The sequence below is a fragment of the Chitinophaga skermanii genome (assembly GCF_003259335.1).
Lineage (GTDB): Bacteria > Bacteroidota > Bacteroidia > Chitinophagales > Chitinophagaceae > Chitinophaga > Chitinophaga skermanii.
This window is the reverse complement of sequence record NZ_QLLL01000002.1, coordinates 197,768-223,647: the sequence shown is the minus strand read 5'-3', so window position 1 is coordinate 223,647 and position 25,880 is coordinate 197,768. Positions and strand designations below refer to the sequence as shown.

Annotated in this window: 23 protein-coding genes and 1 tRNA gene; 17 read left to right on the top strand and 7 right to left on the bottom strand. The window is 39.7% G+C overall.

What is annotated here, in order from left to right:
* Positions 1-134: 134 nt before the first annotated feature.
* Positions 135-947, bottom strand: a complete 813-nt coding sequence (locus LX64_RS04985; RefSeq protein ID WP_111596525.1) for an SDR family oxidoreductase — start codon at positions 945-947, stop codon at positions 135-137.
* Between the two features lie 220 nt (positions 948-1,167).
* Here LX64_RS04985 and LX64_RS04980 point away from each other — a divergent pair.
* Positions 1,168-1,240, top strand: a tRNA-Lys gene (locus tag LX64_RS04980).
* Positions 1,241-1,412: 172 nt separating this feature from the next.
* On the opposite strand, the gene LX64_RS04975 is transcribed toward LX64_RS04980, so the two are convergent.
* Together LX64_RS04975 and LX64_RS04970 are read right to left on the bottom strand one after the other, a co-directional pair.
* Positions 1,413-2,129, bottom strand: coding sequence for a LytR/AlgR family response regulator transcription factor (locus LX64_RS04975; RefSeq protein ID WP_111596524.1), 717 nt, complete (start codon positions 2,127-2,129; stop codon positions 1,413-1,415).
* Complete coding sequence (locus tag LX64_RS04970; RefSeq protein ID WP_111596523.1) at positions 2,126-3,232, bottom strand: sensor histidine kinase; 1,107 nt, start codon at positions 3,230-3,232, stop codon at positions 2,126-2,128. The genes LX64_RS04975 and LX64_RS04970 overlap by 4 nt, the downstream gene beginning before the upstream one ends.
* A 224-nt stretch (positions 3,233-3,456) precedes the next feature.
* Between LX64_RS04970 and LX64_RS04965 the strand changes: the two genes are divergently transcribed.
* Genes LX64_RS04965 through LX64_RS04955 form a run of 3 tightly spaced genes read left to right on the top strand, consistent with a single transcriptional unit; the run spans position 3,457 to position 5,759 of the window.
* Entirely contained in the window at positions 3,457-4,293 is an 837-nt protein-coding gene (locus LX64_RS04965; RefSeq protein WP_111596522.1) for an ABC transporter ATP-binding protein, read from the top strand.
* 14 nt (positions 4,294-4,307) lie between these two features.
* A complete protein-coding gene (locus LX64_RS04960; protein ID WP_111596521.1) occupies positions 4,308-5,060 on the top strand; it encodes a hypothetical protein in 753 nt (250 codons plus the stop codon).
* 18 nt (positions 5,061-5,078) lie between these two features.
* Positions 5,079-5,759, top strand: a complete 681-nt coding sequence (locus tag LX64_RS04955) for a hypothetical protein (RefSeq protein WP_111596520.1) — start codon at positions 5,079-5,081, stop codon at positions 5,757-5,759.
* Between the two features lie 136 nt (positions 5,760-5,895).
* Here LX64_RS04955 and LX64_RS04950 read toward each other — a convergent pair whose 3' ends face one another.
* Positions 5,896-6,684, bottom strand: a complete 789-nt coding sequence (locus LX64_RS04950; protein WP_111596519.1) for an AraC family transcriptional regulator — start codon at positions 6,682-6,684, stop codon at positions 5,896-5,898.
* Positions 6,685-6,773: 89 nt separating this feature from the next.
* Between LX64_RS04950 and LX64_RS04945 the strand changes: the two genes are divergently transcribed.
* From LX64_RS04945 to LX64_RS04890, 12 genes are all read left to right on the top strand, one after another.
* On the top strand, positions 6,774-7,031 hold the full coding sequence (locus tag LX64_RS04945) for a hypothetical protein (protein WP_111596518.1): 258 nt from the start codon (positions 6,774-6,776) through the stop codon (positions 7,029-7,031).
* Complete coding sequence (locus LX64_RS04940) at positions 7,018-8,349, top strand: TolC family protein (protein WP_111596517.1); 1,332 nt, start codon at positions 7,018-7,020, stop codon at positions 8,347-8,349. Before LX64_RS04945 ends, LX64_RS04940 begins: the two co-directional genes overlap by 14 nt.
* A 10-nt stretch (positions 8,350-8,359) precedes the next feature.
* Positions 8,360-9,406: an HlyD family secretion protein gene (locus tag LX64_RS04935; RefSeq protein WP_111596516.1), complete on the top strand. Its 1,047-nt coding sequence runs from the start codon at positions 8,360-8,362 to the stop codon at positions 9,404-9,406.
* A gap of 2 nt (positions 9,407-9,408) precedes the next feature.
* Entirely contained in the window at positions 9,409-10,998 is a 1,590-nt protein-coding gene (locus tag LX64_RS04930; protein ID WP_111596515.1) for an MFS transporter, read from the top strand.
* Positions 10,999-11,329: 331 nt separating this feature from the next.
* Positions 11,330-13,762 carry a sensor histidine kinase gene (locus LX64_RS04925; protein ID WP_111596514.1) on the top strand — a complete coding sequence of 811 codons (2,433 nt, stop codon included), beginning with the start codon at positions 11,330-11,332 and terminating at the stop codon, positions 13,760-13,762.
* Complete coding sequence (locus LX64_RS04920) at positions 13,755-15,719, top strand: sigma-54-dependent transcriptional regulator (RefSeq protein WP_111596513.1); 1,965 nt, start codon at positions 13,755-13,757, stop codon at positions 15,717-15,719. The genes LX64_RS04925 and LX64_RS04920 overlap by 8 nt, the downstream gene beginning before the upstream one ends.
* 214 nt (positions 15,720-15,933) lie before the next feature.
* Positions 15,934-16,158: a 2TM domain-containing protein gene (locus LX64_RS04915; RefSeq protein WP_158538528.1), complete on the top strand. Its 225-nt coding sequence runs from the start codon at positions 15,934-15,936 to the stop codon at positions 16,156-16,158.
* Between the two features lie 10 nt (positions 16,159-16,168).
* Entirely contained in the window at positions 16,169-16,738 is a 570-nt protein-coding gene (locus LX64_RS04910) for a cupin domain-containing protein (protein WP_111597032.1), read from the top strand.
* A 12-nt stretch (positions 16,739-16,750) separates the two neighbouring features.
* Positions 16,751-17,323 (top strand): carboxymuconolactone decarboxylase family protein, encoded by a 573-nt coding sequence (locus tag LX64_RS04905; RefSeq protein ID WP_148707197.1) that lies wholly within the window; start codon positions 16,751-16,753, stop codon positions 17,321-17,323.
* 70 nt (positions 17,324-17,393) lie between these two features.
* Positions 17,394-18,206, top strand: coding sequence for an alpha/beta fold hydrolase (locus tag LX64_RS04900; RefSeq protein WP_111597031.1), 813 nt, complete (start codon positions 17,394-17,396; stop codon positions 18,204-18,206).
* 7 nt (positions 18,207-18,213) lie between these two features.
* Positions 18,214-18,954 carry a putative quinol monooxygenase gene (locus LX64_RS04895; RefSeq protein WP_111596510.1) on the top strand — a complete coding sequence of 247 codons (741 nt, stop codon included), beginning with the start codon at positions 18,214-18,216 and terminating at the stop codon, positions 18,952-18,954.
* 130 nt (positions 18,955-19,084) lie between these two features.
* Positions 19,085-19,819 (top strand): DJ-1/PfpI family protein, encoded by a 735-nt coding sequence (locus LX64_RS04890; protein WP_211324735.1) that lies wholly within the window; start codon positions 19,085-19,087, stop codon positions 19,817-19,819.
* A gap of 146 nt (positions 19,820-19,965) precedes the next feature.
* Here LX64_RS04890 and LX64_RS04885 read toward each other — a convergent pair whose 3' ends face one another.
* Positions 19,966-23,430 (bottom strand): hypothetical protein, encoded by a 3,465-nt coding sequence (locus LX64_RS04885; protein WP_111596509.1) that lies wholly within the window; start codon positions 23,428-23,430, stop codon positions 19,966-19,968.
* Positions 23,431-23,691: 261 nt separating this feature from the next.
* Here LX64_RS04885 and LX64_RS04880 point away from each other — a divergent pair, with 261 nt between their 5' ends.
* The gene (locus LX64_RS04880) at positions 23,692-24,555 is read left to right on the top strand and encodes an alpha/beta hydrolase (protein WP_111596508.1); all 864 of its coding nucleotides are present in this window, start codon (positions 23,692-23,694) and stop codon (positions 24,553-24,555) included.
* Between the two features lie 184 nt (positions 24,556-24,739).
* Here LX64_RS04880 and LX64_RS04875 read toward each other — a convergent pair whose 3' ends face one another.
* Together LX64_RS04875 and LX64_RS04870 are read right to left on the bottom strand one after the other, a co-directional pair.
* The gene (locus tag LX64_RS04875) at positions 24,740-25,369 is read right to left on the bottom strand and encodes a hypothetical protein (RefSeq protein ID WP_211324734.1); all 630 of its coding nucleotides are present in this window, start codon (positions 25,367-25,369) and stop codon (positions 24,740-24,742) included.
* A gap of 31 nt (positions 25,370-25,400) precedes the next feature.
* Positions 25,401-25,868, bottom strand: a complete 468-nt coding sequence (locus LX64_RS04870) for a (2Fe-2S)-binding protein (protein WP_111596507.1) — start codon at positions 25,866-25,868, stop codon at positions 25,401-25,403.
* Between the last annotated feature and the right edge of the window lie 12 nt (positions 25,869-25,880).

The following is a 25,880-nucleotide window of genomic DNA, read 5'->3' as shown; positions in this document are numbered from 1 at the left end:
TACCTTTTACAATACACGCAACAGTATGAACTTGTTGCATAGGTTTTTCGATTTAACTGCAAATAAAGTTAAAATCTGCATACATAACAGGTTATGCAGCAAATTTTTTCGTGGCCTGGTAAAAAGCTTTGTTGTTACTGTAAAGGTGAACCGGGTTCTTTTTTGAAGTGGTTGAACACGAGTTTGTCGGTTAAAGCGGCAAACATACGGCTCATGAATACTGTCAGTTTTCCTTGACCTGTTAACACCAACGTGCGTTTTCTTTTGGCGATTGCTTGTAAAGTATAGTCGGCTACGGCTTCTGCACTCATTAACTTGCCTTCATCGAGGGGGGTATCGCCTTGGGCGGTACCGTGTTGATTGAGGGCTGTGTTACGAATATTGGAAGCGGTGAAACCTGGGCAAACCCACATGACATTAACGCCGGTGTGTAAGTTTTCAGTACGTAGCGCTTCTAAGAAACCTTGCATAGCAAACTTGGAAGCGGAATAGCCTGTTCTGCCAGGTAGGCCTCTATACCCCGCGATAGAAGATACACCAACAATAGTGCCTTTATTTTGGGTGATGGAAGGTAATGCAAATTTTGTACAATAAACAGTTCCCCAGAAATTGATGTCCATTAATTGCTTCAGTACGGCTACATCAGCATCTTTGAACAAGGCGCGCATAGAAATACCGGCGTTATTGATAAGTACATCGATCTTTCCGAAACGTTGTAACGTGGCGTCGATAAATTTTTTGCAATCATCTTCTACGCTTACATCTGCAACGAAAGTGAAGAGTTGATTGTATTGCATGCTAGCTTGGAGTTCATCGAGCGCTTGTTGTTTTCGTCCACACACCGCTACGTACGCACCCGCTTCTTTAGCTGCGAAAGCGATGGCTTTACCGATACCGGAAGTGCCGCCGGTGATAACAAATACTTTTTGTTGGAAGGAATTGTTCATAATAAATAATTGCGATGCAAAAATAGGGGAGTAGTAGGTAGAAAGAAAGAGAAACTTTTCAACAAGTGAAAATATTTTCTGCGCGAAAACTCTTACTGCTGGCTGTTTTGAGCAAATGTGTTAAAAATTTTTCCAGAAAAAGTTGGAGGGAATGATTTTTTTCCTACTTTTGCACTCCCATCGAAACAGTCACACTGTTGAAATGGCAAACAAAAAGGATGATTCCGTAGCTCAGTTGGTAGAGCAATACACTTTTAATGTATGGGCCCTGGGTTCGAGTCCCAGCGGGATCACAGAGAAGCCACTCAATCGAGTGGCTTTTTTTATTGAGCATATTTGAAGCTTGTATGTAAGCTTTATTTTCATTAAATATTTCACGATTTACAAAGCTAAAAAACCTAGGTATTAATATTTACCTATACACTCCCCATGGCTCTTAGGTTTGTGATAGGAAGTTCAGGGCAACTAAGCTATCCCCAACGTTCTAAATAATTCCTCCTTATAATTTGCCCCTATCGGCAATTCTTTCCCTTCTAATTCTATCATGTTGCCTTGTATGGTTTTTATCTTCGATAGGTTCACCAAAAAAGAACGATGTACCCTTAGAAAGCGGTCTTTGGGTAGTAATTCTTCAAAAAGCTTGAGGTGCATGCTGGCAAACAATCGCTTGTTATCCAGGTAAACGGAGCTATAGTCCTTTTCTGCTTGGATATAATTGATCTGTTCGTGGTTAACGCGTACCAGCTTGGTATCCATTTTAATAAAAATATAATCAACCTGTGGCACTATAGGAGTAGGTGGTATTACTAAGCTGTTTTTATAAGCAAACCTGTCGTTTATTTTTTGCATCGCTTGGTGAAAGCGATCATAGGTAATGGGTTTGAGTAGGTAATCTACCGAGTTAAGTTCAAAGCCTTCTATAGCATAATGCTCGTACGCCGTGGTAAATACCACGAGTGGGGGATTCCTAAGCGATCGCAGAAAATCAACCCCGGTAATTACAGGCATTTGTATATCCAAAAAAATGAGGTCTACTGGGTGTTGGTATAATCCCTCGTAAGCTTCAGAAGCATTCATACAACTTTTTACCAAGATTAGCCCGGGTGTATTTGCAATATGACTTATGATGATATCCCTGGCGATAGGTTCATCATCTACCACCATACAATTAATTATGTTCATAATGTTATGGTTATCTCAACAATATACGTGGTTTCATGGATACCTTGTTTGTATGTATGGTTACCAGGATAATATAGGTCGAGTCTTTTTCGTAAGTTTTGTAAGCCAATACCGCCTGTTGTTTGCAATTGTCTATCCATATCTACCGAATTTTCAGCTTTGAAAAATAGTTGACTATTCTTTATCTCCAGCTGCATGTAGATATACGCACCTTGTACATCTGCACTATACTTGAATGCATTTTCTATAACAGGCATTAGCAACAAGGATGGTAATTGATGGTCATCACGATCGGCCATGATGTTGAGTGTTACGGTTGTGAAATTAAGCCTGATCCTTTCAAGTTCTACATAATCTTTTAAAACTTGCAGTTCCTTGGTAAGCGGCATTTTATCGCTAGTTGAATTGTAGAGCGAATAACGCATAAATTCAGATAGGCGGGCTACGGTTCCTGCTGCTTTGGTGTTTTCATTTGTTAGGATGAGCCCGTATATATTATTCAGTGAATTGAAAAGGAAATGAGGGTTGACTTGTGATTTCAAGAAGTTGAATTCGAGTTCAACATTTTCTTTAGCCAGGTGCATGGCTACCAGTTGTTGCCTAAATGATTGCAATCCCATTTTTATAGCCAACGGAATACAGATGGAAAAAGCGAGCATAAAAAATATACCCAAGCTGGCCAATTTAGCAAACATTCGGTTGGACCAAGGTGTTTGCAGAAATTGGTAATATCCCTTATCGCTATTCTCTAAGAGGCTCATGCAGGTATTACAGCTCGTTAATATCACTTCTTCACAAATGGTATTGATAAAAGTATACGTAATCAGCAATATCAATGTGCTGGAGAGTACAAACATGTACTTTCCTTTCCTTGCCTTCGGTAGTACATAGTAAACCAAAGGATAGTAAACCAAGGCCATATTCAGCACGCCAGTTAAGCTAAGCAAAGCTATAATACGCGTACTAAATAAACTATATACATTAAAGGAAATGGACGTTAGGTACCAGTTAAGCAAGAACTGTAGTAACCAGAAAGAAACATGTGCCGCTACCCTTAATTGTTGGTTTGTATGAAGTTTCTCTACCAAAGTTTTAAAATCCATGCTACTAATCTCGCATTTATAAGCACATCTTTCGAAAATTTTCTGATCAATGCTATGATTTGAGCAACAAGCAGCTATTTACAGGCAACAAATATGTTTGAAGCATCCTCCAAAGCTCTTATTGTTCTGCAGCCTATTGTTAGTCGACTTCTGTTCAATTCTGTCGAATTTCTTTTTGCTAGCCTCCAAAATGTCCTCTATTTGGATTAATAATTTCAATCAAAATGATTACAGTCGACAACTTAACGTACAGTTATAACAAAAAAACTAAGCTGTTTAATGGCTTGCACCTTCATTTACAAGCCGGTAAGATATATGGTTTATTGGGTAAAAATGGCGCTGGAAAATCAACGCTTATGAAAATTATTACCGGTCTACTTTCTCCTTCAGAAGGTACTTGTTTAGTAAATGGCCTTCCTCCACAACAAAGGGAGAAAAAGTTCTTGGAGCAGTTATTCTTTATTCCCGAAGAATGCTACTTGCCACCGCTTACTATTGAAAAATTTATAGCTATCTATTCACCCTTTTATCCAAGGTTTAGCCACGCAACTTTTACTCGGTACCTAGAAGAGTTTCACATAAATGGGGATAAAGAATTACAGCAGCTCTCTTTTGGTCAGAAGAAGAAAACTGTTATTGCATTTGCATTGGCAGCCAATACGCAGTTATTAGTAATGGATGAACCAACCAATGGACTTGATATTCCATCAAAAATCCAGTTCAGGAAAATCATGGCACAAGCCAATAAAGCCGACAGGATAATTTTATTGTCTACCCACCAAGTACGTGATGTAAATGACCTGGTCAACTCGATCATCATTATGGACAATAGTAGCATTTTATTACATGAAGACAAACAACACATTAATGACTTACTTAAGTTTTGCTATAAACAAGCACTTGTGGGGCAAGAAGATGTTCTATATGAAGAGAATACTTCTAATGGTACAATTGTAGTATGTCGCAATCATGGTAATGTATCCACCTCTCTCGATGTAGAAATCCTGTTTAATGCCACTTTAAGTAACCCAACACTCATATCATCCATTTTTAACCAATAATCAACCTGTCAAACATGCATTTTATACTTCTTCTCAAAAGGCAATGGTTCGAAAACCGAAAAGCTTGGTTCATTGGTATGTTGGCGATGACAGCCGTTCTTACATTTTTGCTATTACTCACGTGGCATTGGCGAACCAGTTTTAATGGCGATACTACGAGGGGAATATTTTTAATACTGCTTTTTATAGGCGGGGGCTTATATATGAATTCAATCTTAAAAGAACTGGGAAACAAGCAAAAAGGGATTTGGTTGCTGCTTTTACCGGCTCCTGTTCTTAGTAAAGTAGGGGTGGCCATTTTTTATGGAATTATTGTGTATCTACTCGTTTACCTTGGTTTGTTTTATACTGTAAGGGAATTGATGGTACAAGTTTTGGGCGAAGAAGCAGCCAATTGGAGTGAGTTTAATCTATGTAAGAACAATTTCTATCAATTCATATTTACGTTTATAAGCTTTCAATCTATTATCCTGTTTGGTAGTGTTTACTTCAAGAGAATGCATTTTCTGAAAACGGTGCTGGTAATTATCACCGGTTTTTTTCTTGTGTTTAATGGTAATGATTATTTATTACAGCTTGTTACAAAAGAGAGAAATATTGTTTCCAATATGCCTTTCAGTGGATTTATTTTCAGTTATAATCATGAGAATATTACTGTCAATACAAGTTCAACTGTAGATACAATTGTTTCCATCATTATATGGATGGTTGTTCCTATTACCTTATGGATAGCAACTTGGTGCAAAATCAAAGAAACAGCATTATAAACTTATTTATATCAAGCTATGAAAACAAGCAATAAAATATTATTAGGACTGATATCCGGGTTATTGATTACGTTAGTACTAGTTGATTTTTCCCTTCGTGCTGTTTATCTAAGAATCGATTTGTCGAGTGCTTTTAAGAATTACGAAGACGTAGTTATCCCACCATTCAAATATTTGAAGATAACCGGCGGCAATGCATATACTATTGAGATTAAACAAGCTAATAAACCAGGCATACAAGTGCTTAATTCAAGGAAGAGTTTTCTGAAAACGAAGATTTTACAAGATACCCTATTTATATGGTTTTCAGTGGCAGGTGCTTCGCATAATGCGTTAAAAGAAGAACTACCGAATGGTTTAATGATTGCTAGCCCTACTTTATTGAATCTTGTTGCCAATGGAACTACTAATATTATTAAGGACTGGAACTGCGATAGTATGCATATCATGCTGAGTGGGCATTCTTCCGCTAGGATTAGTCGCATTAACGTGCAAAAATTGGAGGTTGTGGGGAGCCAACACAGTAGTTGTGTTTTTCAAACGAGCAATAAGGTTAATCACCTGGGTTTACAGCTTTATGGTAGTAGTGTTGCCTATTTTGAACAGATCGATTACCGGGATTTTGCACCTCGTTTGAGTGATTCGGCGTTATTGGTTTTCAAAGGGCAGTTTGCGGAGAAGTTGAGTAAGCATAAGTAGATAATTAATTGTTGTATTCAGTACTAAGCTTTGGGTAACTCATAAAAGTCAATTTCCGCGTGGCTTTTATGAGTTGTTCTTGTTTGAAGGTTAAAACATTTCTTCAATGAAGTCATCCAGCATGTGATAAGAAGACCTATCTACCCGAGATTAGTTTAAACTCCGATGGTCGCATATTCGTTAACTGGTAGAAATTATTACTAAATGCTGCGATATTGGAATATCCAATCTCGTAAGCAATCTCCGTCATATTCATCTCGCTATCTTTCATCAACTCCATCGCACGTATAACCCGTAGCATTTTTAAGTACTGCACAAATGTTATGTGCAATTTAGCTTGGAACAACCTGGTCAAGCTTCTTACACTCATGCTATTCTCTGTAGCTGTATTCTCTAAGGTAAGGTTTTCATTCAGTCTATTACGGAGTGAACTCACAATGGCTTGTAGCCGCTCGTCGCCAGTTGTAGGCAATTGAATCGAGAATTTTTGTAAGTTTTCCTTGGGCAATAGGTTCCGGAGGGTCGTTAGAAACTCGAATTCCCATGAACCTTTGAAATAATCGCCTTGCCATTGTTCACTAAATGCTAACATTTCAAATAAGAGTTTGCTTACGGGATAAATGCCCAATTCATGGTAGAACTTATTGGCGTTCCTGCCAGGGAAATAGATATTGATAATATGAAGGTCCTGCGTATTGAACATCAAGTTGTGCGGATAATTTTTAGGTATCCAGATATAATGATTGGATGGAATATAGAAATCCTTTTCGGCAGTTTGTAGGTAAGCAATTCCGCCAAATACCAAAAGGAGCTGTGCCTTTTCGTGCTGATGGGCGGGTAATCGTTGTTCCGTTTGTTGACGTACTACCATAATAGAAGAAGGGTGTTTGTCAACACTCTGTATCAAATGCTTCAACATCTTCATATGGCCAAAATTAACAAATATTAGGCTAATTATATAAAATGATGCTTTGGCCGTGTAGGTAATTTCGCTTCGTAAATAATACAAGTATCATGAATAACATAAAAGTCGAACAACCACAAAAAGATGATACGTTAGTGGAAGAAGCTAGTCCTACTAATAGTAAAGTTTCTCAAGAGGCTGATGAAATAGATATGCTTAAAATATACTGGCCTGCATATGCTTATCCTTTTATGCCCATCATGGATTTTTCGTTCGTATTTGATGAGATAAAAAAGATTGTCAAAAGATGGATGATACATAAAAAGGAACAAGCAGTGTATAAAAAATCAACTCATGAAACGATATAAATCAATCCCAATATTGGGAGCATTCTTACTATTCTCACAATTTTTATTTAGCCAGGATATAACAAGGCATCACGTATTCAGTTTAGAAGAAATTTGGCAGATCGCCGAAGCTAATAACCGTCAATTAAAACTATCAGCGCTAGAATTACAACAAAGCAGTGTGGCTGTACTTGAAGCTAAAGATCGGTTTATTCCGGAACTGTCAATAGGAGGGGATGCTAAAGTCAATTCTAAATTTCTCATGTATGATCATGGATTGTTCTCTTCTCCCCAAGATGTACCTGTAAAAGGCTATGGATATGGGCTTGGATATAATTTTAACTTTAACATTTTTAACGGTGGTAAAAACCGGGTAAATGTTAAGATGAAAGAGGAAGAAAAGGTGCGAAAGCAGTATGAAGTAGATTTACAAAAGTATAGTGTAAAATACCAAATTGCGATTGCCTATTTCGATCTGTATAAGTACCTGCATTTCCGGGATTTCCTTGCCGCCGAAATTGCTACAGAGAAGAAGCAACTATCACTTATCGAAAGCTTACATAAAAATGGTGTTGTGTTGAAAAGTGATGTGTTAAGAACCTCGGTGAAACTGTCACAACTCGCTTTAAACCTTTCAGGGATTGAAAAGAAAATAGACCTGGCTACGCAACGGCTCAATATCCTCATGGGCCACAATAGCGATACTGTATTAACAATAGCGTATCGTAAAAGTACGGAGGTTGATGTGAATGCCGATGACGATTATACCGATTACATAACTATTGCACTTCAACAATCGCCAGCTTATAAAATTGTTGATAGTGACAAGAAATGGAGTAAGCTGCATATTAAGCAAACGAAAGCTGCTCGCTTACCCAGTGTTTCCTTATTCTCCCATTATAATTATACCTATCCACAAATATCATTTTATCCCTACTCGAATAACCTTTGGGGATTTGGTCAAACGGGTGTGAAGGTGCAATTTTCGATCGATAATTTATATAAGAGTAAGCATGCTATAGCGCATGCGCTAGTTGCCAATAGCGAAGCAAAAGAGAAAGTCAATATTCAAATAGATGAAATAACTGTTCAAGTAAAGGAAGCTTATTTAGAGCAGCAACAAGCAGTAGAGAGTATAGCCACCGCGCAAAAGAATATTGTTAGAAATACAGAAGCTGTTCGCGTGATTCGAAATAGTTACCTCAACCAAGAATCATTGCTAACCGACCTTTTGGATGCAGAAAATGCTTTGTTAGAGGCAAATTTCAACCTTACAACAGCACAAGCAAATTATAAACTAAGTCATATTCGCCTACTAGCTATTGTGGGAATGCTTTAATACTATAACTATGAAAAAAAATAACGCGGATAAATTTATCGTTACACTTACCAAGTGGTTGAGTATTATTTTATTAATAGCAATGATCGTTTGGGGTGGAATATATTTCTTCAACGGGTATCGTTATATCCAAACCAACGATGCGCAGGTGGATGCATACTTATCTCCTGTGAATGCAAAAGTGGGAGGCTATATTAGTCGAATATATTACAAAGATAACCAGCAGGTGCATAAAGGCGATACATTGGTTTTAATTGAGCTGGATGAATACGCCTTGAAGAGAAACGCGGCATCTGCAGAACTAATGAGTGCGCAAGCTAAAATGTCGATCTTAGCCGCAAATGAAGCAACCCAGCTTAAAAGTATCGAAGTTATCAAAGCTCAGCTTCCAGGTGCAAAAGCGAAGCATGATCAATTACAAAGCGAATTTAACCGGTATAAAAGACTGTTAGCAGAGGAAGCAACTACACCACAAAAATTCGAAAATATCAGTACGTCTTTAGCGATCACACAATCAGATTTCAACCAAACGAAAGCTGCACTACAAGTTGCTGAATCTACATTAAAATACCTAGGTGCACAACGCTTGGCAATACAAGCAGAGATTAAAACCAAAGAAGCACTCCTCGAAAGGCAAGAACTTGATATTAAATACACAGTTATCACAGCACCGTTCGATGGACAAGTCGGTAAAAAAAGCATTCAAGAAGGACAATTAATTCAACCCGGCCAAACTGTAGCATTTTTGGTAAACCAGTCAGAAGAAAAGTGGATTATAGCCAACTTTAAGGAAACCCAAGTAAGCCATTTTGAAATTGGACAACCAGTAACGATCGCGGTAGATGCTTTCCCGGGCGAGTCATTCAGTGGTGCGATCGAATCAATTTCTCCTACCACAGGTGCTCGTTATTCATTGTTACCACCCGACAATGCTACTGGGAACTTCGTGAAGATAATTCAACGAATTCCTGTTCGTATTAAGTTGACCGGCATTCAAGGTAGTTTGACTAAACTTTCTGCAGGCATGAATGCTCATGTTTATGTTTTAAAAGATTAATCATGGAAGCACATAAAATCCCGGTTTTCAAATCATGGGTAACAGAATGGATGGCTAGGGCTATAATATTTGCGATTCTTATGACCAGCTTATTCGGCTTCGCCTTGTTTAGCAGTCCAATTACAGTAATGGGCTATTATGGTGTACAACCTACCGATGTACAATATGCGATGGTGGTTATCTATGGTTCAACCGTAGCTTTCTTAGCATTAGATTTTCGACTAGTAAAATATTTCGCACCTAAGAAATACTTATTGATAGCACTTGCTGTTAACGTGGTGTGTGCTGTAGCCTGTTTCTATTTGAAGGATTGGACGCTTTTTGTTGTTTGCCAGTTCGTGCAAGGAATTACTTGTGCATTGATGTCGGGCATTGTATTGCAGCTTACTTTTCCCCGGTTAAAAACTACGCGAGCCCGGGTGATTGGGTATAGTTTGCTATATGGCAGTATACAAATTTCCGTTCCCTTTTATGCTATTTGCGCAAGTGTGGTTCTTAATCATTACGACTTCAATTGGCTATTTTATTGGTTTAATCTATTACTCATTATCCTTGCTATTGTTGTATTGTTGACAATGAACGGCCATGCGAGATTTACGAAGAAGATACCATTGTACCAAGTTGATTGGTGGGGTTACTTGTTCTATGTGTCTTTTGTTTTGATACTTGGATACATTTTGATCTATGGTCGGCAATTAGGTTGGTTCGATAGTCCTTTAATTTGCTTACTTAGTATAAGCAACTTACTTATGCTGGTACTGTTTGTAAGTAGGGAATCGAAATTGAAACGACCCTTAATTAACCTCCAAGTATTTACCGCGAAGAATTTTGTTATGGGCCTGCTTTTGCTATTTACTTTTTATATTTTCAAAGGAAGCACTGGTTTGGCTTATGGTTATCTTGAAGTAATTATAGGGAATGATCCGCTAAGTACGATCCCTATATGGAGCGCTATTATTGTTGGAACAGTACTAAGTATGTTTGTTACCGCCCGGTTTGTATTGATGGGATATAATTTAATAAGGACAATTATCGTAGGATTTGGAATAATGGCATTGTATTATGGTTATATGATACTATTTGTTTCCGTGCAAGGAGAAACTATGGATTTTATTTTGCCCATGTTTATTTATGGTGTAGCAACAGGTGTTTTATTTGTTCCCATTGTAACCTTTACCGGTTCTTCAGCACCACCGAAGATAGCGTTCAATGCATCGCTTGTTGGTATATTCGCGCGGTTTACAGGTTTTACAGCTAGCTTAGCATTGAATAATGAAATTCAATTATTTACTAAATCCGCTGTAAGGGAAAAGCTACGCGCATCTTTAACTGAAACGAATCCACAACTAGCGATCACCATGCAGGATATTCAAAACCAATATGTACATGCTGGCAATGATATGTATACGGCAAAAGCAGCAGCGGGAACATATTTTAATAAACTTGTTAGCCAACAAATATTGGCACGTGCAACCCGCGATTACTATGATGTAATGCTAATTGGTGTAATGAGTGTTATTATAATACTGCTTTTTTTACCAAAGTTGCAAAAGGTACTTGTTAGATTGAAGAAGGGAACAATACCCTATTAGGAAGCATAAAAAGGCTTTGATAATTGTATCAAAGCCTTTTTATCGAAGTTATTTAGCAAGCTAGTGATAGCATATTATATCACTAGCTTGTTGACTTTGTTGGCATATCTAACTCACTTACTTAAAGTGGTTTATAGTTGGGTAAAGCCATAGTAATAGCTTAATAGGAGTAAAGCACTTTGTGCTTTTACAAGGTAAAAGCAGTAACAATTCGAACAGTTGGTTGAACATTGACTTTGGCGTCACCAATGAATTTGTTAAATTAGAGGAGATGAAAACCTGGTAGATCTCTTGGTCGACCCATCCAACCAAATCACGCTAAAATTTACGTATGTCAAGAGTAGTTCTTATTGTTATGCTCTTAGGACTAATAGCATCATCGCATGCTAAATCCCCATCTACTTCTTTCGCTGCAACTACTTCATATTCGTATTATCCACCAAGTAGGGATAAAGCTTCGTGGCAGCGGCTGAACTTGTGGTTAAGTTCCACTTATTTATACATTTCCAAGGAGGCACAAACCGATCAAGATAGCTGCTTAATAATAGCTAGCCGTTACCTTGGATTAAGTAGGTTTGCTTTATTGGCAGAAGGATTTGCTGATGAAAAGTTGCGTGAACAATCTGCTTGGTTCGATCGGGCTGATCCCAATCTAGGTATTCGCTTACTTGCATCCACCAATGGCAAAAGGCGACTGCAAACTCTCTTACTACTAGGTGCTTATTACGCATTTCAACCCAGTGCATATACCCGTTATAGAGATAGTACGGCATATTTTCTACAGGCGGCTATTAAGGAAAGTAAAACCCAAAAAGAAGGAAAGTGGCAACGTACAGCGCTCTGCCTGTTGGGGAAAATATACCTACAAGTAAACGATCCTAAAGGTGATTCTATCTATCATCAACTTCTTCTCCAATGCAAACAAGCGGGTGATAAAGAAACGGAAGCAAGAGCTATGGCCTATCGTGGTATTTATACGGCCACCCAACAAGCTACATTCCAAAGAAAAATACAAGATCTACAACAAGCGGCCGATATTTATCACAGCATTGGAGATATCGAAGGTGAGATTAACGTATTGACCGACCTAGGTTACCTTTTAACAGTTATTGGCAAACAATCTAAGGCATATGACTTATTCTATAAGGCTCTTTCATTAGAGGAATCAATTCATTACCCCTATACTCATTATAACACAGAAGCGCTTGCCAACGTAACAATGTACCAAGGCAAATTTGGTGAACCTTTACGCTATACGCATCAAACCATTAAAGTAGCGGAAAACTGTCGTGATAGTATTGGTTGGGGCCTATTTTATGGAAGGCTGGCTATTTTGTATACTTCGGAGGGACGGCAGGAAGAAGGGTATGATATGGCATTAAAAGCAACGCAACGATTTGTAATCGATCGTAATCCAGCGGTCTATAATGTTTTGAATATTGTTGTAGAACGAATGAATAATGAAGGTCGTGCAAATGAAGCGCTCACTTTTGTTTCGAACATCTCAAAAAAGGTGAACCCACTTGCCAGTGTTGCCGACCAATTCTTTTATCAAAACATGCTATCTACGTGCTATTTAAATCTAAATAAGTTTGATTCAGCTGAAATACATATCAAAAAGATGGATTCTCTTGAAACATTGGCAGAGGCTGTACGCGGCCCCTTTAGAAGAGCGGGCGTGAACCAACGTTATGCAGAACTTTATTTGAAACGAGGACAATTTCGTATAGCTAAATCATATCTTGAAAAAAATGCAACGATACAATCGTATGGGCATCATGCGCTGATGAACGATCTATGGGGTTATCATTTACTCATCGCAACTGATTCGGCCTTGGGGAATTATAAGGCCGTCATAGCCCATTATAAGGAATATACTAAACTATTGGATTCTAATTATAGGGTCAATAAAATACGGCAAGCAGAAGAACTCCAAGTCATGTATGAAACACGGGAAAAAGAAGCCCAGCTTATAGCATTAAATCAACAAGCTCAACAATCAAAACTGGTCAAGAATTTAACGTTGGGAGGAATTGGTGCGGTAGCTATCATTGCTTTATTATTATACCGGCAGAATAGGTTGAAACAAAAGAGTAATCAAATTATCACCCTAAAGAATATTCAGTTACAAGACCTGCTGGATGATAAAGAATGGCTACTGAAAGAAATTCATCACCGGGTGAAGAACAACTTACAGATTATCATGAGCTTGCTAGATTCTCAATCCAGGTACATTGATAATAGTGCAGCGTTAACAGCTATTAACGATAGTCAACGAAGGGTGCAAGCCATCTCCCTCATTCACCAAAAGTTATATCAATCCGAGAATACATCTTTTATCGATATGCCTCGTTATATCGACGAGCTCATAAGTTACTTGCAGGATAGCTTCGATTTTAGTCATCGTACAGTAATTGAACAAGATATTGAACCTTTAAAGCTCGACGTATCCAAAGCTATTCCTTTAGGCCTTATTATCAACGAAGCCATTGTAAATGCCATAAAATATGCATTTCCGGGGCAGCAACAAGGTGTCGTAAAAATTAGTTTACAACATCATGATCCCGATCATTTATTGCTGCATATTGCTGATAATGGCATTGGTTTACCGTCCGATATGAACCTGGTTAAGCAAGGCGCATTAGGATTTACTTTAATGAGAGGACTCACCAAGCAATTAGACGGGGTTTTCAATATCGAAAATAACCAAGGTTTGCATATATCGATCTTGTTTAGTACTTCTAATAACTTATCGTATGAGTAAAAAGATATTGATCGTTGAGGATGAATTTATTGTTGCCAACAACCTTCAATTAATTTTAGAGGTGGCTGGTTATACAGTACGCGGTATTGCGGCTTCAGCAAAAGAAGCACAAGAATATATAGAACAAAATGACCTCGACTTAGTATTACTTGATATAAAGTTAAAAGGTAAGTTATCGGGCATTGATATTGCACGGCAATTAAGGGCCGGTCATATTCCTTTTATTTTCTTATCGGCTTATGCTAACCAAGCCATACTGGAAGAGGCGAAAACAACTGAACCATACGGTTTTCTTGTGAAGCCGGTGCGGGAAAAAGACTTGCTTGTTGCCTTGGAAATTGCTTGGTACTTACATCAGCATAGCTTTGAGTCGAAATGGAGACGTGAAGAGCAGTTGCAAAAAAGCATTGCGGAAATAATGAATGAAGGGCTGGATGCCCAGCAATCTTTATGCAAAATGGCCAAGGTTTTACAACCATATATACCGTTCGATTTTATTGTAAGTGGGATGAGGCCGATGGATGCACAACAATTTACTGACATAGGTTATTTGCGTACAGGGTTCGACGAATACCAGTTTATTGGAGAAAAGGAGTTGGAGAACATAGCAGGATTATCGAAGACCGGGTTGCAAGGTATTATGGAGAATAGTGTGTTCGACAATCATGCTAATATTTATACTTACGGGATGACAGGGAATGTTGTAAATAATTTGCTGCAAAGAAAACTGATGGAGTGGTTGCGTATGCAATCTTATCTCGTATTTCCTTTGTCGCTTGGGTATGGATTATCGGTACATTATTATTTCTATAGTCGTCAAATCAATATCTATCACAAAGAACATATAGCATTATTGAACCGCTTGAAGATTTGCTTGGAAGAGTTAGCGGGTAAAACGGTATATGCTTCAACATCTTCTATGCTCCAGTCTGCTACTAGTAAGAAGAAGCGAGGTGAAGTGACGGAAAACAAACTGTTTAAGGATATTATTGGCAACCATCATTTGTTGTTATCGGCATTGGATTTGGCCGCACAGGTGGCGCCTTATAATACTTCTGTGCTTATTTTGGGTGAAAGTGGAACCGGTAAGGAAGGTGTAGCACAAGCCATCCATAAATTGTCGCCAAGGAAAAATGCACCCTTTATAAAGGTGAATTGTGCAGCCATTCCAGCTACATTAATAGAGTCGGAATTGTTTGGGCATGAGAAGGGTGCATTTACGGGGGCTATTGAAAAGAGGAAGGGTAAGTTTGAACTGGCAGATGGGGGAACTATATTTTTAGATGAGATTGGTGAATTGCCTCTAAGCATGCAGGTTAAACTATTGCGCGTATTGCAGGAAAGAGAAATCGAATATGTTGGAGGTAGTACAACCGTAAAAATAAATGTGCGCATCGTAGCAGCTACCAATCGAAATTTAGAGCAAGAAATAGCAGCACAAAATTTTCGATTGGATCTGTATTATAGGCTGAATGTGTTTCCACTTACACTACCACCATTACGTGAACGGAAAACGGACATAGCGCCTTTAGCCAATTATTTTGCACAAAAATTTTGCCATTCATTAAATAAGCCTTTCAACGGGATTACCGATAGTATGATGGAGAAGATGTATGCTTATCATTGGCCCGGTAATATTCGCGAACTTGAAAATATTATAGAGCAATCTGTTGTGCTTAACGATGGTAAATCAAAGTTAGAATTAATGCGGAGCTTTCATGGAGCTTCCCCGGGAATTATAGCGAACGAAATGGTCAATACTTTCGAACAGGTAAAACATATTCAACAACAAACGGAAAGAGAATATATTACGGCCTGCTTAAAGAAAACAAAAGGTCGTATACGCGGAGTAGGAGGTGCTGCAGCACTATTAAACATAAAACCTAGTACTCTTGAATCCAAAATGGCAAAGCTGCAAATTAATAGGCAAGATTTCACCGGTTCCACTGAACCCTAATGCATGAACATTACAAAAGCCCCGAAATTTTCGGAGATATAATATGGCACACCCGAAATTTTCGGGTGTACATACTGCCCATTCGTTTTCTCGTAACCACGCATTATATAGCGGATTGTATGATTTTCAAAGTATTACCTGCAACCCGTTTCTCCGTTCTCGTCACTTCGATTGTATGGCATGCAAATAGCCTCCCTGGATCTAAATGATTCGCATGACACAATCAAACCAATGGGCCACTTCAACTCCTGCCCAAACCGCAAAAGGATTCAAAATCCATTTAATGGTATTCCTGTTAGCTACACCGGTAATTTGGCTGGTATGGTATCTAACAGATACTACATACCCGTGGCCATTATGGTCGACCCCTGCATGGGCAATTGGCGTTCTATTTCACTACCTCGGCGTATATGTATTTAAAAAACCTGGGAACAATTAAAATGATGACCATGAACCAGCAACCAACAAGTTTTAGACGCATTGTGACAGGGCATGATGCTGATGGAAAAGCCATTATTATTTCCGATGCACCGCCTGTGCATACACAATTAGTAGGTGGCCCCGGTGGCCCTACATTTTTCGAAGTATGGCACACATTGGAAACACCTGTTATTATTCAAGCCTATTCAGAAGAGCCGGCTGAAAATGGATTGGTATTACCACCTCCCAAAAATGGTACAAGAATGCGCATTATCGAGTTCCCGCCAGAGGGAGAAGAGATTCGCAAGCTAACAGGAACTGATGCTGCATCTAAATTCAGCGCGATGGGCGATGAAAAGGCTTCTACGGCTGCAGAAGGCGCGCCACACCCACTTATGCATAGAACGCAAACGCTTGATTATGGAATTGTATTAGCAGGAGAAATAACACTGGTGTTAGACCGTACAGAATCGATTATTAAAGCGGGTGACATTGTTATTCAATGTGGAACAAATCACGCTTGGGCTAATCGTTCAGGTAAAATTTGCCGAATGGCTTTCATCTTAATCGCTGGGCAATATGCCGGTGATCTTGCTTAAACTGAAATATTCGTGATGCGTATTAAACCAATACCGCCAAATGACCTTCCTCCTGATGTACGGTATGTACATGATGAAATAGCCAAGTTGGTAGGTCATAGTCAAGGCCAAGTAAATATGATGGACAGTGATGGTGCATTGTTAGGGCCATTTCCTCCTTTGCTGCAATACCCGCAGTTTGGAGTGCCAGCATTAACTTTTCTGCGCGCTTTGGATCAGCATGCAACACTTCCTAAAACGGTGCGTGAAGTGGCTATACTTACGGTGGGCGGAAAGTTAGGTGCTCGCTTCGAACTGTATGCACATGAAATTATGGCCGAAGCGTTTGGTATCCCTTCCCGTGTTATTTCTACATTGGCCGCTGGAGGTAGTCCCCATGGATTAGCTGCCGAGGAGTGTGTTGCACACGATATTGCTCGTTCGCTCGTTAGTGGGCGTATTGTACCTACAGCTACTTATCAATTAGCGGTGCATCTCTTAGGCCAAGCAGGTGTAGCAGAACTATTCTTCTTGGTGGGTGGGTATAGTTTGATAGCGACCCTATTGAATGGATTTGATATAGCTGCCCCTGGCGATACTGAATAGTTTGGATCATCGCAATAGCCGAAAAATAGCTATGAAATCGGCGCTCTCTTTCACCATTAATTTCATTAATATGAAAAAAATAATTTCGTTACTCCTTTCTACCATATTGCTTGTTTTTTTCTGTTCGTTTTGCACAAATAATGATGACTCCAATAATGCCAAAACCAACACCTATGTATTGGTGCATGGTGCATGGCAAGCCCCGTATGTTTGGGATGCCGTACGTGCAGATTTGGAAAGTAAAGGCAATAAAGTAATTGTTGTAGAACTGCCCGGGCATGGAAGTGATCAAACGCCTACGCATACTATAAGCTTGGAGGTATATAGAAACAAGGTTACCGATGCCATTTCAAAGGCAGGCGGACAAGTAATTTTAGTAGGTCATAGTATGGGCGGAATGGTCATTACTACGGTTGCTGAACAGGTCCCGGCTACAATTAAAAAGCTTGTATACATCGGTGCATTTATACCTGTATCTGGGCAAAGCCTAGGTGAACTGGCGATGACAGACCCTGGCTCTCAACTCGGCCCACAGATTGTTGAGTCAGCCGATCATTTAACACTTGATGTAAAACGGGAAAGCTTGACGAATCTTTTCATAGGTGATGGTTCACCAGCGATGAAAGATTTGGTAATGACTAATTATCGCCCAGAACCGGCCATTCCATTCGGCAATAAGGTAACATTAACTGTAGCCAACTTCGGTGCTGTTGACAAAGCCTATATCAAAACTGCCAATGATATTGTTATTAGCCCCAGCTTGCAAGACAAAATGATTGCTTCAGCCGGTATAAAAAATGTCTATTCAGTAAATACCAGTCATTCACCGTTCCTTTCACAGCCACAAGCAGTATCTGCCTTGCTGTTGAAAATAGCACAATAACATAGCCATGCATAAGAAAGCAATTATTTCATCCTTGAAGTTAATCTTATTCAGTATGGTATGGGTTGGACTAAGCAACTTACAGGCTGCTGCTCAAAACTCCAGTAAGCAATCTCCTTCGACAGTAGTGGTGATAACCAAGTATGAAGTAAAAGAAGGTAACCAAGATAAGGTGAAAAAGGCATTAAAAAACTATGTACGGGTGTCGTCTAATAACGAGCAAAACATCATGGCAAAAGCCTACAACGAAGAAGGGCACACAAAGGTACTATGGGTAATTGAAAGGTGGAAGAGTCAATTGGCGTATGAAAGGTTTAGGAACACTGCAGCTTGCAAAGCAATAGCAGCATTTACTAAAGACGTATTGCCTGTAAAGCCCCTAGAGATATTTGTGAATGACCTTGAACCTGTTTCAAAAAAGCAATGGCGAACAACGGCGAACGCTACCGACAAACCACTTACTATTATGTTGTTTGTAGATGCAAAGCCGGGTACAGAAGATCGCTTCAAGAAAATCTACCATGAAGCCATGCCTAAGTTTCGAAGCGAACCGGGTGTGATCAATTACCAGCTTTCGCAGTTCAAGCAAGATAAAACCCAGTTTGTTACATACGAACATTTTAGAAACGAAGCAGCCTTTCAATATCACCTAAATTTTCCTCCCATAAAGCCTGTCATAGAGTACCTGCATACAAGTATCAAAAAGCAACCTTTCGAAACGGGACTTCATAGGCTGGTTGAATTTTAGTAGACACTTTCAATTAGAAACACTATTACATCCATATCAAAATATGCAAATAATGAAACCGATTTTTCAACTGTTGGTCGTAGGATTTTTTTGTATACCTGCAATCACAAATTTAAATGCACAGGGGAAAATGAATAACGAACAAGCAATATCGCATGAATTGGAAGTTATTAACCAATTAACTACTGCAACTGCTGTTGTTAATATGCCTGTATCCCAATTATTGAATGCTCCTGGTAACGAAGCATTGAAGGCTTTTTTCTTCACACCCGTGAAGGAGAGAACGTTAACAGGTAAACGAATCGCTGTGATTGTAGCAGATGGATTTGAAGAGATCGAGCTCACAGGACCGGTTTGGTACTTCAAGCAGTTAGGTGCGAGGGTTGATATTGTATCACCAAAGTTTAACCCAGCTCCCGCGCGGTTTGGATTAAGCTACCCCGATATGTCGAAAACACATGTAATGGCTATTCAATACCTGCAACCGGTAGGATGGATTAAATTCGACTATACAGCCGATCAAATAAAAGTAAGCGATTATGATGCTGTATTTATACCCGGTGGTGCTTGGAATCCCGATAATCTTCGGTATGATAAAGATGTGATCAAATTTATCCAAGACTTTAACAAGTCGGGAAAATTGATCGCCGGCATTTGCCATGCCCCGGTTGTTTTTGCATCGGCCGATATTTTGAAAGGAAAGAGGTTAACAGGGTATTGGAATATTCAAGTGGATTTAAAAAACGCGGGTGGTATTGTGAGTGATGAAACTGTGGTAACAGATGGCAACCTAATTACCAGCAGGCACCCGGTAGATGTAGCCGATTTTTCCAAGGCTGTAGAAAGCTGGTTAATTAAAAAGTAAGGTGGTTATACCTTGGCCATCTTATAACTATAAACTGCATGCAAACTACTACGTGCATTTTAATTAGTACCGCCAGGATTATGTTGGAGAAAACAGCAGGCATGCAAACATGCCTGCTGTTATTGATTATTTAAAGCAATATATGCTTACTCTTTATACACTTCGATGGTAACAAACACTACGCCCTGTGAATTGGTCGTTTGTTTTAACGTGCCGAAATAAGGGGCATAAAATGTAAGACCCGGGAATGTATATGTAGGTAAGGTATTTATTAAATTTTCACGATTATTACCACTCGATTGGAAACTATTATAGACTTGTGTTCCCATTACTGTGGAAGAATCATCGCTTAATGTAATGCCATTATCACCACTATCATTACTTTGTAAACCATATGGCATATTAAAATTGGCACCTCCAATTTGAGAAAAATGTGCGAAATAACCTCCTGCAAATTGTTGCGTTCCGTATGGAGAAATGGTGTAAGTAATGCTTGTACAAAGTGTAGGGTTGTTATTAGCAGTACTATTCAGCAAGCAACAAAGTAATAGATCGGCATAAATTGTTGATCCAGTGTAGTTGATTATTGATACAACGATAGATGCCCCATCCGGTGGTGTATCAGAATTTTGTACTAAAAGTCCCTGGTAACTTGTTTTAAGCGCCCACCCGTTTAATCCTTTGTAGAAGGATAGTGGTACTGTGCCAAGCCCCCATATAATATCCATAATTTCCTTATTCACAGTATTCGTATATACATTTTGCGTGCCATCGTCATTGTTTTCTACAAACGAACCATCGCTCTGCCAACCAGCAGGACTTACAGGGCTAGTAGCATTTGTATGCAAGTTTGCATTAATCGTAAAGCCAGGATTCGCAGGCATTAATGTTTGTAATACGGAGATCGTATATTCAGCTAACATATTGCGTGTATCTGTACCTGTTAAAGTCGCCGGCCAGAATAGCGATTGCCTAGAACCCATTGCTTTCGACATGTTAAATACATGCTCTGTAATTCCCCAGTTGGCTAGAATAAAGGTTTCAAGTTGACCTAATGCCGAACCCAATGATTCAAATTCATTCAATAATACTTGTTGTAGTTCCAGTACAGTCATTTCATACGTGTAAATATTAAGCTCCGCTTTATTTAAAATGGCTGCGTATTTAGACAGGTAACTGGTAGTTTGCTGTGCACCTTGGTATACAGAGAAGCCTGTTGACATGAGGTTTGCAACCACAGGTAAGCCAAATTTTGCAGCGGCGGCCACTTGCTTACCTAAGAAAGGATCGCCTTCAACACTTCCCGCAATGTTTAAGGCTGTATAGGCTAAACCTTCTACCAAATCGCCAATCCAACTTTTTTTCTTTTGTGGCGGTGGCGGTACAATTGTTTTCAAACCATTCGGTAAAGCGCAGCCCGTAATTAATTCAGAAAGCAACATCTCTTGTGCTTGGCTGAGTGAAAGATATAGCGTTGTCATTTGTTGAAATAGTCGCCTTACACCCGATACAGCCAACATTTCCTCGTTGAGTTGCTTAACAACAGGTGCATAATCTTCCAAGGTTAATGAGGGTGGTAACGGGTTGGAATTAACAAGTAACGAGGTATAGTAGATGTTCATTATTGACTGGTAATTATCCACCGGGGAAGCAAGGTTAATATATTGTTCGCGTATACCGTTTGGTAAGCCAAGCTTAGAACAGATGTCGCCATATGCCGTTGTATTGCCGTTTGCATCAGTTTGAGGATAATTTGGATAGGCTGAACTGGGCTGCATTATGGCAATTTCTAGGCTGGTGCCAGTAGAACATGTCCATGATTGGTAGCCCGGTAATGGACTTAAACGTTGTAGCAAAACGGCTGTATTAGCAGGCGTACCTAAATTACTTATAACAAGGCCGGTAGCACGATTTACAATACATCCCTCTTCGCTGATCCACCATAATTGAAAAGCTTCAGGTTCTGGTTGCCGTGGGTATACGCCTAATATAAATACATAATTACTATTGTCGGGTGTTGCTGTTAGCACCATGTTCGGATAGGCACTGCTAACAATATAGCCCGGGTGTTGATACTCCCATGTGGAAAGAGCTGGTTCAGAAGTAAGTTGTGTGATTTGAACGTATGTACCCGGGTTTACATAAGGGGGGAGGGTTAGATAGAGGTCTTCCTGGGCCATTTGAATAGTAGTACTTTGACTCATTGGAATACCGTATGGTACTACATAGAATAATTGAGGTACCTGGCCACTACCTGGTGTTGTAATTGCATCACTCAGGGCTAATGGTTGGCCGAGTTTACTTGTCCCGTTAATAACCTGTTTTAAGGAAAAGTTTTCTAGCATACCGCATAGCACCTCGTTTGTTTTAGATTCGGATTCTGCTTGTAAGTTCGACCATGTCCATTGTTGCAGAGGATTTTCTTTTTGAAGTGGTGCGATGGTGAGGTTACCATTAGTGGTTGTAGCTGCTAAAGCCAAATTTGGGTTGGTAGCACTTACAATATTCCCATCAGTTGTTCTACGCCAAAGTTGCGCCAAAGCGCCTGGTCCTGCGGGAACTTCTTGGGCATTCACGGCTAGTTGCAAGTTAATAGTGCCACTGGGTGCCAAAGTTAATAAACCCGCCGTATTTCCAAATGGTTCCATGGCGCTTTGTATGGTGAACCATTGGCCGCTAGGTACGTAGGGAATGACTGTCCATCCTTCATTGTCTGTACCTTTGCTAAAATCGTAGTTAATTAATGGTTGCCCAGGGGCAAGAATAGCATCTTGTACATTCAAATACCAGGTATTACCGGCCGAGCCACAAGCTAACATGCCTTCAACATAACACCATTGCTGGTTTGTATAATTGGATTGAATGGCTTGTAGTGAAATAGGTTCGTCGTCGCTACTGTTAGAAGTCAGGGCAAGATTTGGGTATAAAGCATTTACCACTGTGCCGCTGGGGGTCATCATCCATTGTTGATCAGCGGCGCCTTCTTTGTAAGGTTGTATCGCTACAAGTGGGTTATTACCGTTAGACTCTGCCATGGCTGTCATTACATAAATGCCTGTGTTACCGGAACTGTTCTGCAAGTTAGTTTGTAAGTAGAACCAAGTGTTGGCTGGGATCACTTGTGCTGGGAAGGGGTGCCAATATTCATTTGTACTCTTGGATATAGCATACGTGATTACACTGGTGCCTGCAGCAGATCCTCCTCCTTGTACATTGAGGCACAATTGTCCTGTTGAGCCTCCTAGGTCTACTATAAACTGGTTGTTTGAGAAGGACCATACTTGGTTGGAAGCTCCTGTAAAAGTTTCGATAGATAATCCTTCGGCAGATTGGCTACTGGTAGCGGATGTTGTTATTCCCATGGTTGGATCTGTGATGGGTGATATCGCTCCTTTATTGTTAAATACCCATAATTGTGCTTGGTTCCCTGGTTGCCATTGTTCAATAGTAATGGCGTTGTTACTGTAGTTCATTACCATGGGGTTGCCATCGCCCAAAATGGCCCCGCTGAGCGCCGTTTGGATGTAGAATGACTGATCTTCTCTTGTTAAGGGAGTAGAGGATAGGTAAGTCGCAATAGGGCTAATAGCCGGTGCTGTTGTAATTGACATGATTTTTCAATGTTTGGATGTGTGAGGAATGGCTGTGTGTGAGGATAACTTGAGGAGTGGTTGTCATTAATAACCAAAATACGTTGCAGGAGTTCAATAACGCGGCCGTATTTTTTAGTAATGTGTCTTGGTGCTTAATACATAAGCTAGCATATGAAATAGGAATTGGGATCGAATCCATGAAGGGCAACTAAGGATATCATGAAAGAATGATTAATGTAGTAATATTGTGTTTAAGAGAAAAAACAATCCGCCAACATCATGACAACATACAAGTACCTACTTACGCTGTTATTGACCCTATTTGTCAGCACCCTGTGTTTTGCACAATCAAGCAGCAAGCCTTTAGTGATAGGAAAGTCTGATCTCTTACATTCGACAATATTAGGAGAAGATCGTACGATCAATATATATTTACCGGAAGATTATACGCCAAGTGATACCATGAAGTATCCTGTTGTTTATGTATTAGATGGTGGGCTGGAAGAAGACTTTATCCATATCGCCGGCATTGTTCGTTTTAATACACAACCATGGATTGCACGTTTTCCCCGCTCAATTGTTGTAGGGATTGAAGGCAATACGCGTAGACGTGATTTTACTTTCGCTGTATCGAATACAGATTTTATTGAGAAAGAAGGCTTCCAAAAGTCGAGCTTCCCACAATATGGCGGGTCCGCAAAGTATATACAGTTCTTGGAAAAAGAATTGCAACCTTACATGGAGAAAACGTACTTCGCTACAGGCAAGAAAACGGTTATCGGGGAATCGTTAGCCGGGCTTTTCACCACGGAAATACTATTGAAACGTCCGCAGTTGTTTGATGATTATATTATCATTTCCCCTAGTCTTTGGTGGGGCGATAAATCGCTTCTTCACAATGCCACGAAACTAGCGAATAATAATTTGAAAAAAGCTGTGAATGTATATATCGGTGCGCCTAGCAAAGAGGAAGATGTAAGAATGTTTAAGGATGCTGAAAAGCTTTTCCAAGTATTGAAAACAAACCGGAACATGCGTGTAGAATTTGATTATATGCCGGGCGAATTGCATTCCACAGTTATTCACCAAGCAGTTTATAATGCATTTAAAATACTCTACCCGAAAACTGCATATTCAGAATAAGGCTTCGATTGATACGAGCTTTCTTTTCAGTAGCATTGTCTACAACGCATCATGCAAAATATGTAAGCGTGTGCGGTGCTAAAAAGGGTAAAGCAAAAGGTATTGAATACAACCTTTTGCTTTACCCTTTTTATATGCTGTTTGTGAAGTAGAACAGCTGAAGAACGTAATTTCCTCACCGTAATTATTTCGCTGGAGCAACACCTCCTTTGTTAATCCATTCATCCCAAGCAGCCACAAACTCATCATAAGGTATAGGAGGCGGGGTACGGCCTTCACCCATATTCCAACCGGCTTTCACCAAAGTATCCCTCGCATGCGCAAGGAGAGCCGCTTTATCTTTATGGCCATTCGTATTGTAATTCATTATTTTCAAGGCGAGTGCACGCGCTGATTGTCCTTCGAAAACCATTTTCATATCAGCCGGCGGAAGCCCCCAATTAGGATTACCCGGTGGGGTATGAAGCCCCGGCAAGTTGGTGTCTTGATGGCAATTTGAACATTTCATAGCGTACAGGCCTTTCCCGTCTTTACCACGGGTGGGCGACATAGTATGTAAATGACTATCATCTCCTTGAAGCGGTATATCACCTGCAGGGTGACAATTCACACAACGAGGACTCATTAAAACACGGTAAACTTTATCAAATGCAACAACCGATGCAATACTATCAGCTTTGCTGATAGTATGATCGTTGAACGTGACCCTTGCTTTTTTATTACTTAAACCGTTAGCTGTTAATCCAATAACGGTTACAACAAGGATTGTAATGATAATGCGTGTATAGTATTGATGGAAGAATTTTTTTCTCACGAGTAGACGTTTTAAAATTACAGCCTTGCTTTTACTTTGCATCGTTCCTTTGAATTTGCGCCGCCAACTGGATGGCCTTATGGATGCGAACGTACGTGCCGCAACGGCAAATGTTGCCTTCCATTGCGAGGTCGATATCTTTATCGGTAGGATTTTTGTTTTCTTTGAGTAAAACAGCTGCCGACATGATTTGGCCTGCTTGGCAGTAACCACATTGTGATACATCCAATTCTAACCATGCTTGTTGCAATGGATGGTCGTTGTTGGGTGATAAACCTTCAATGGTTACCACTTCTTGCCCAGCCGCTCTACTTACTTTTGTAACACAAGAGCGCACTGCTTCTCCATTTAGATGAACAACACAAGCACCGCATTGAGCAACTCCACAGCCATACTTGGTTCCAACCAGCCCTATTACATCCCTTAATGCCCACAATAGTGGCATATTGGGATCTATATCAAGTTCGTAATGTTTATTATTGATGTTTAACGTAACCATAATTGCGTGTTG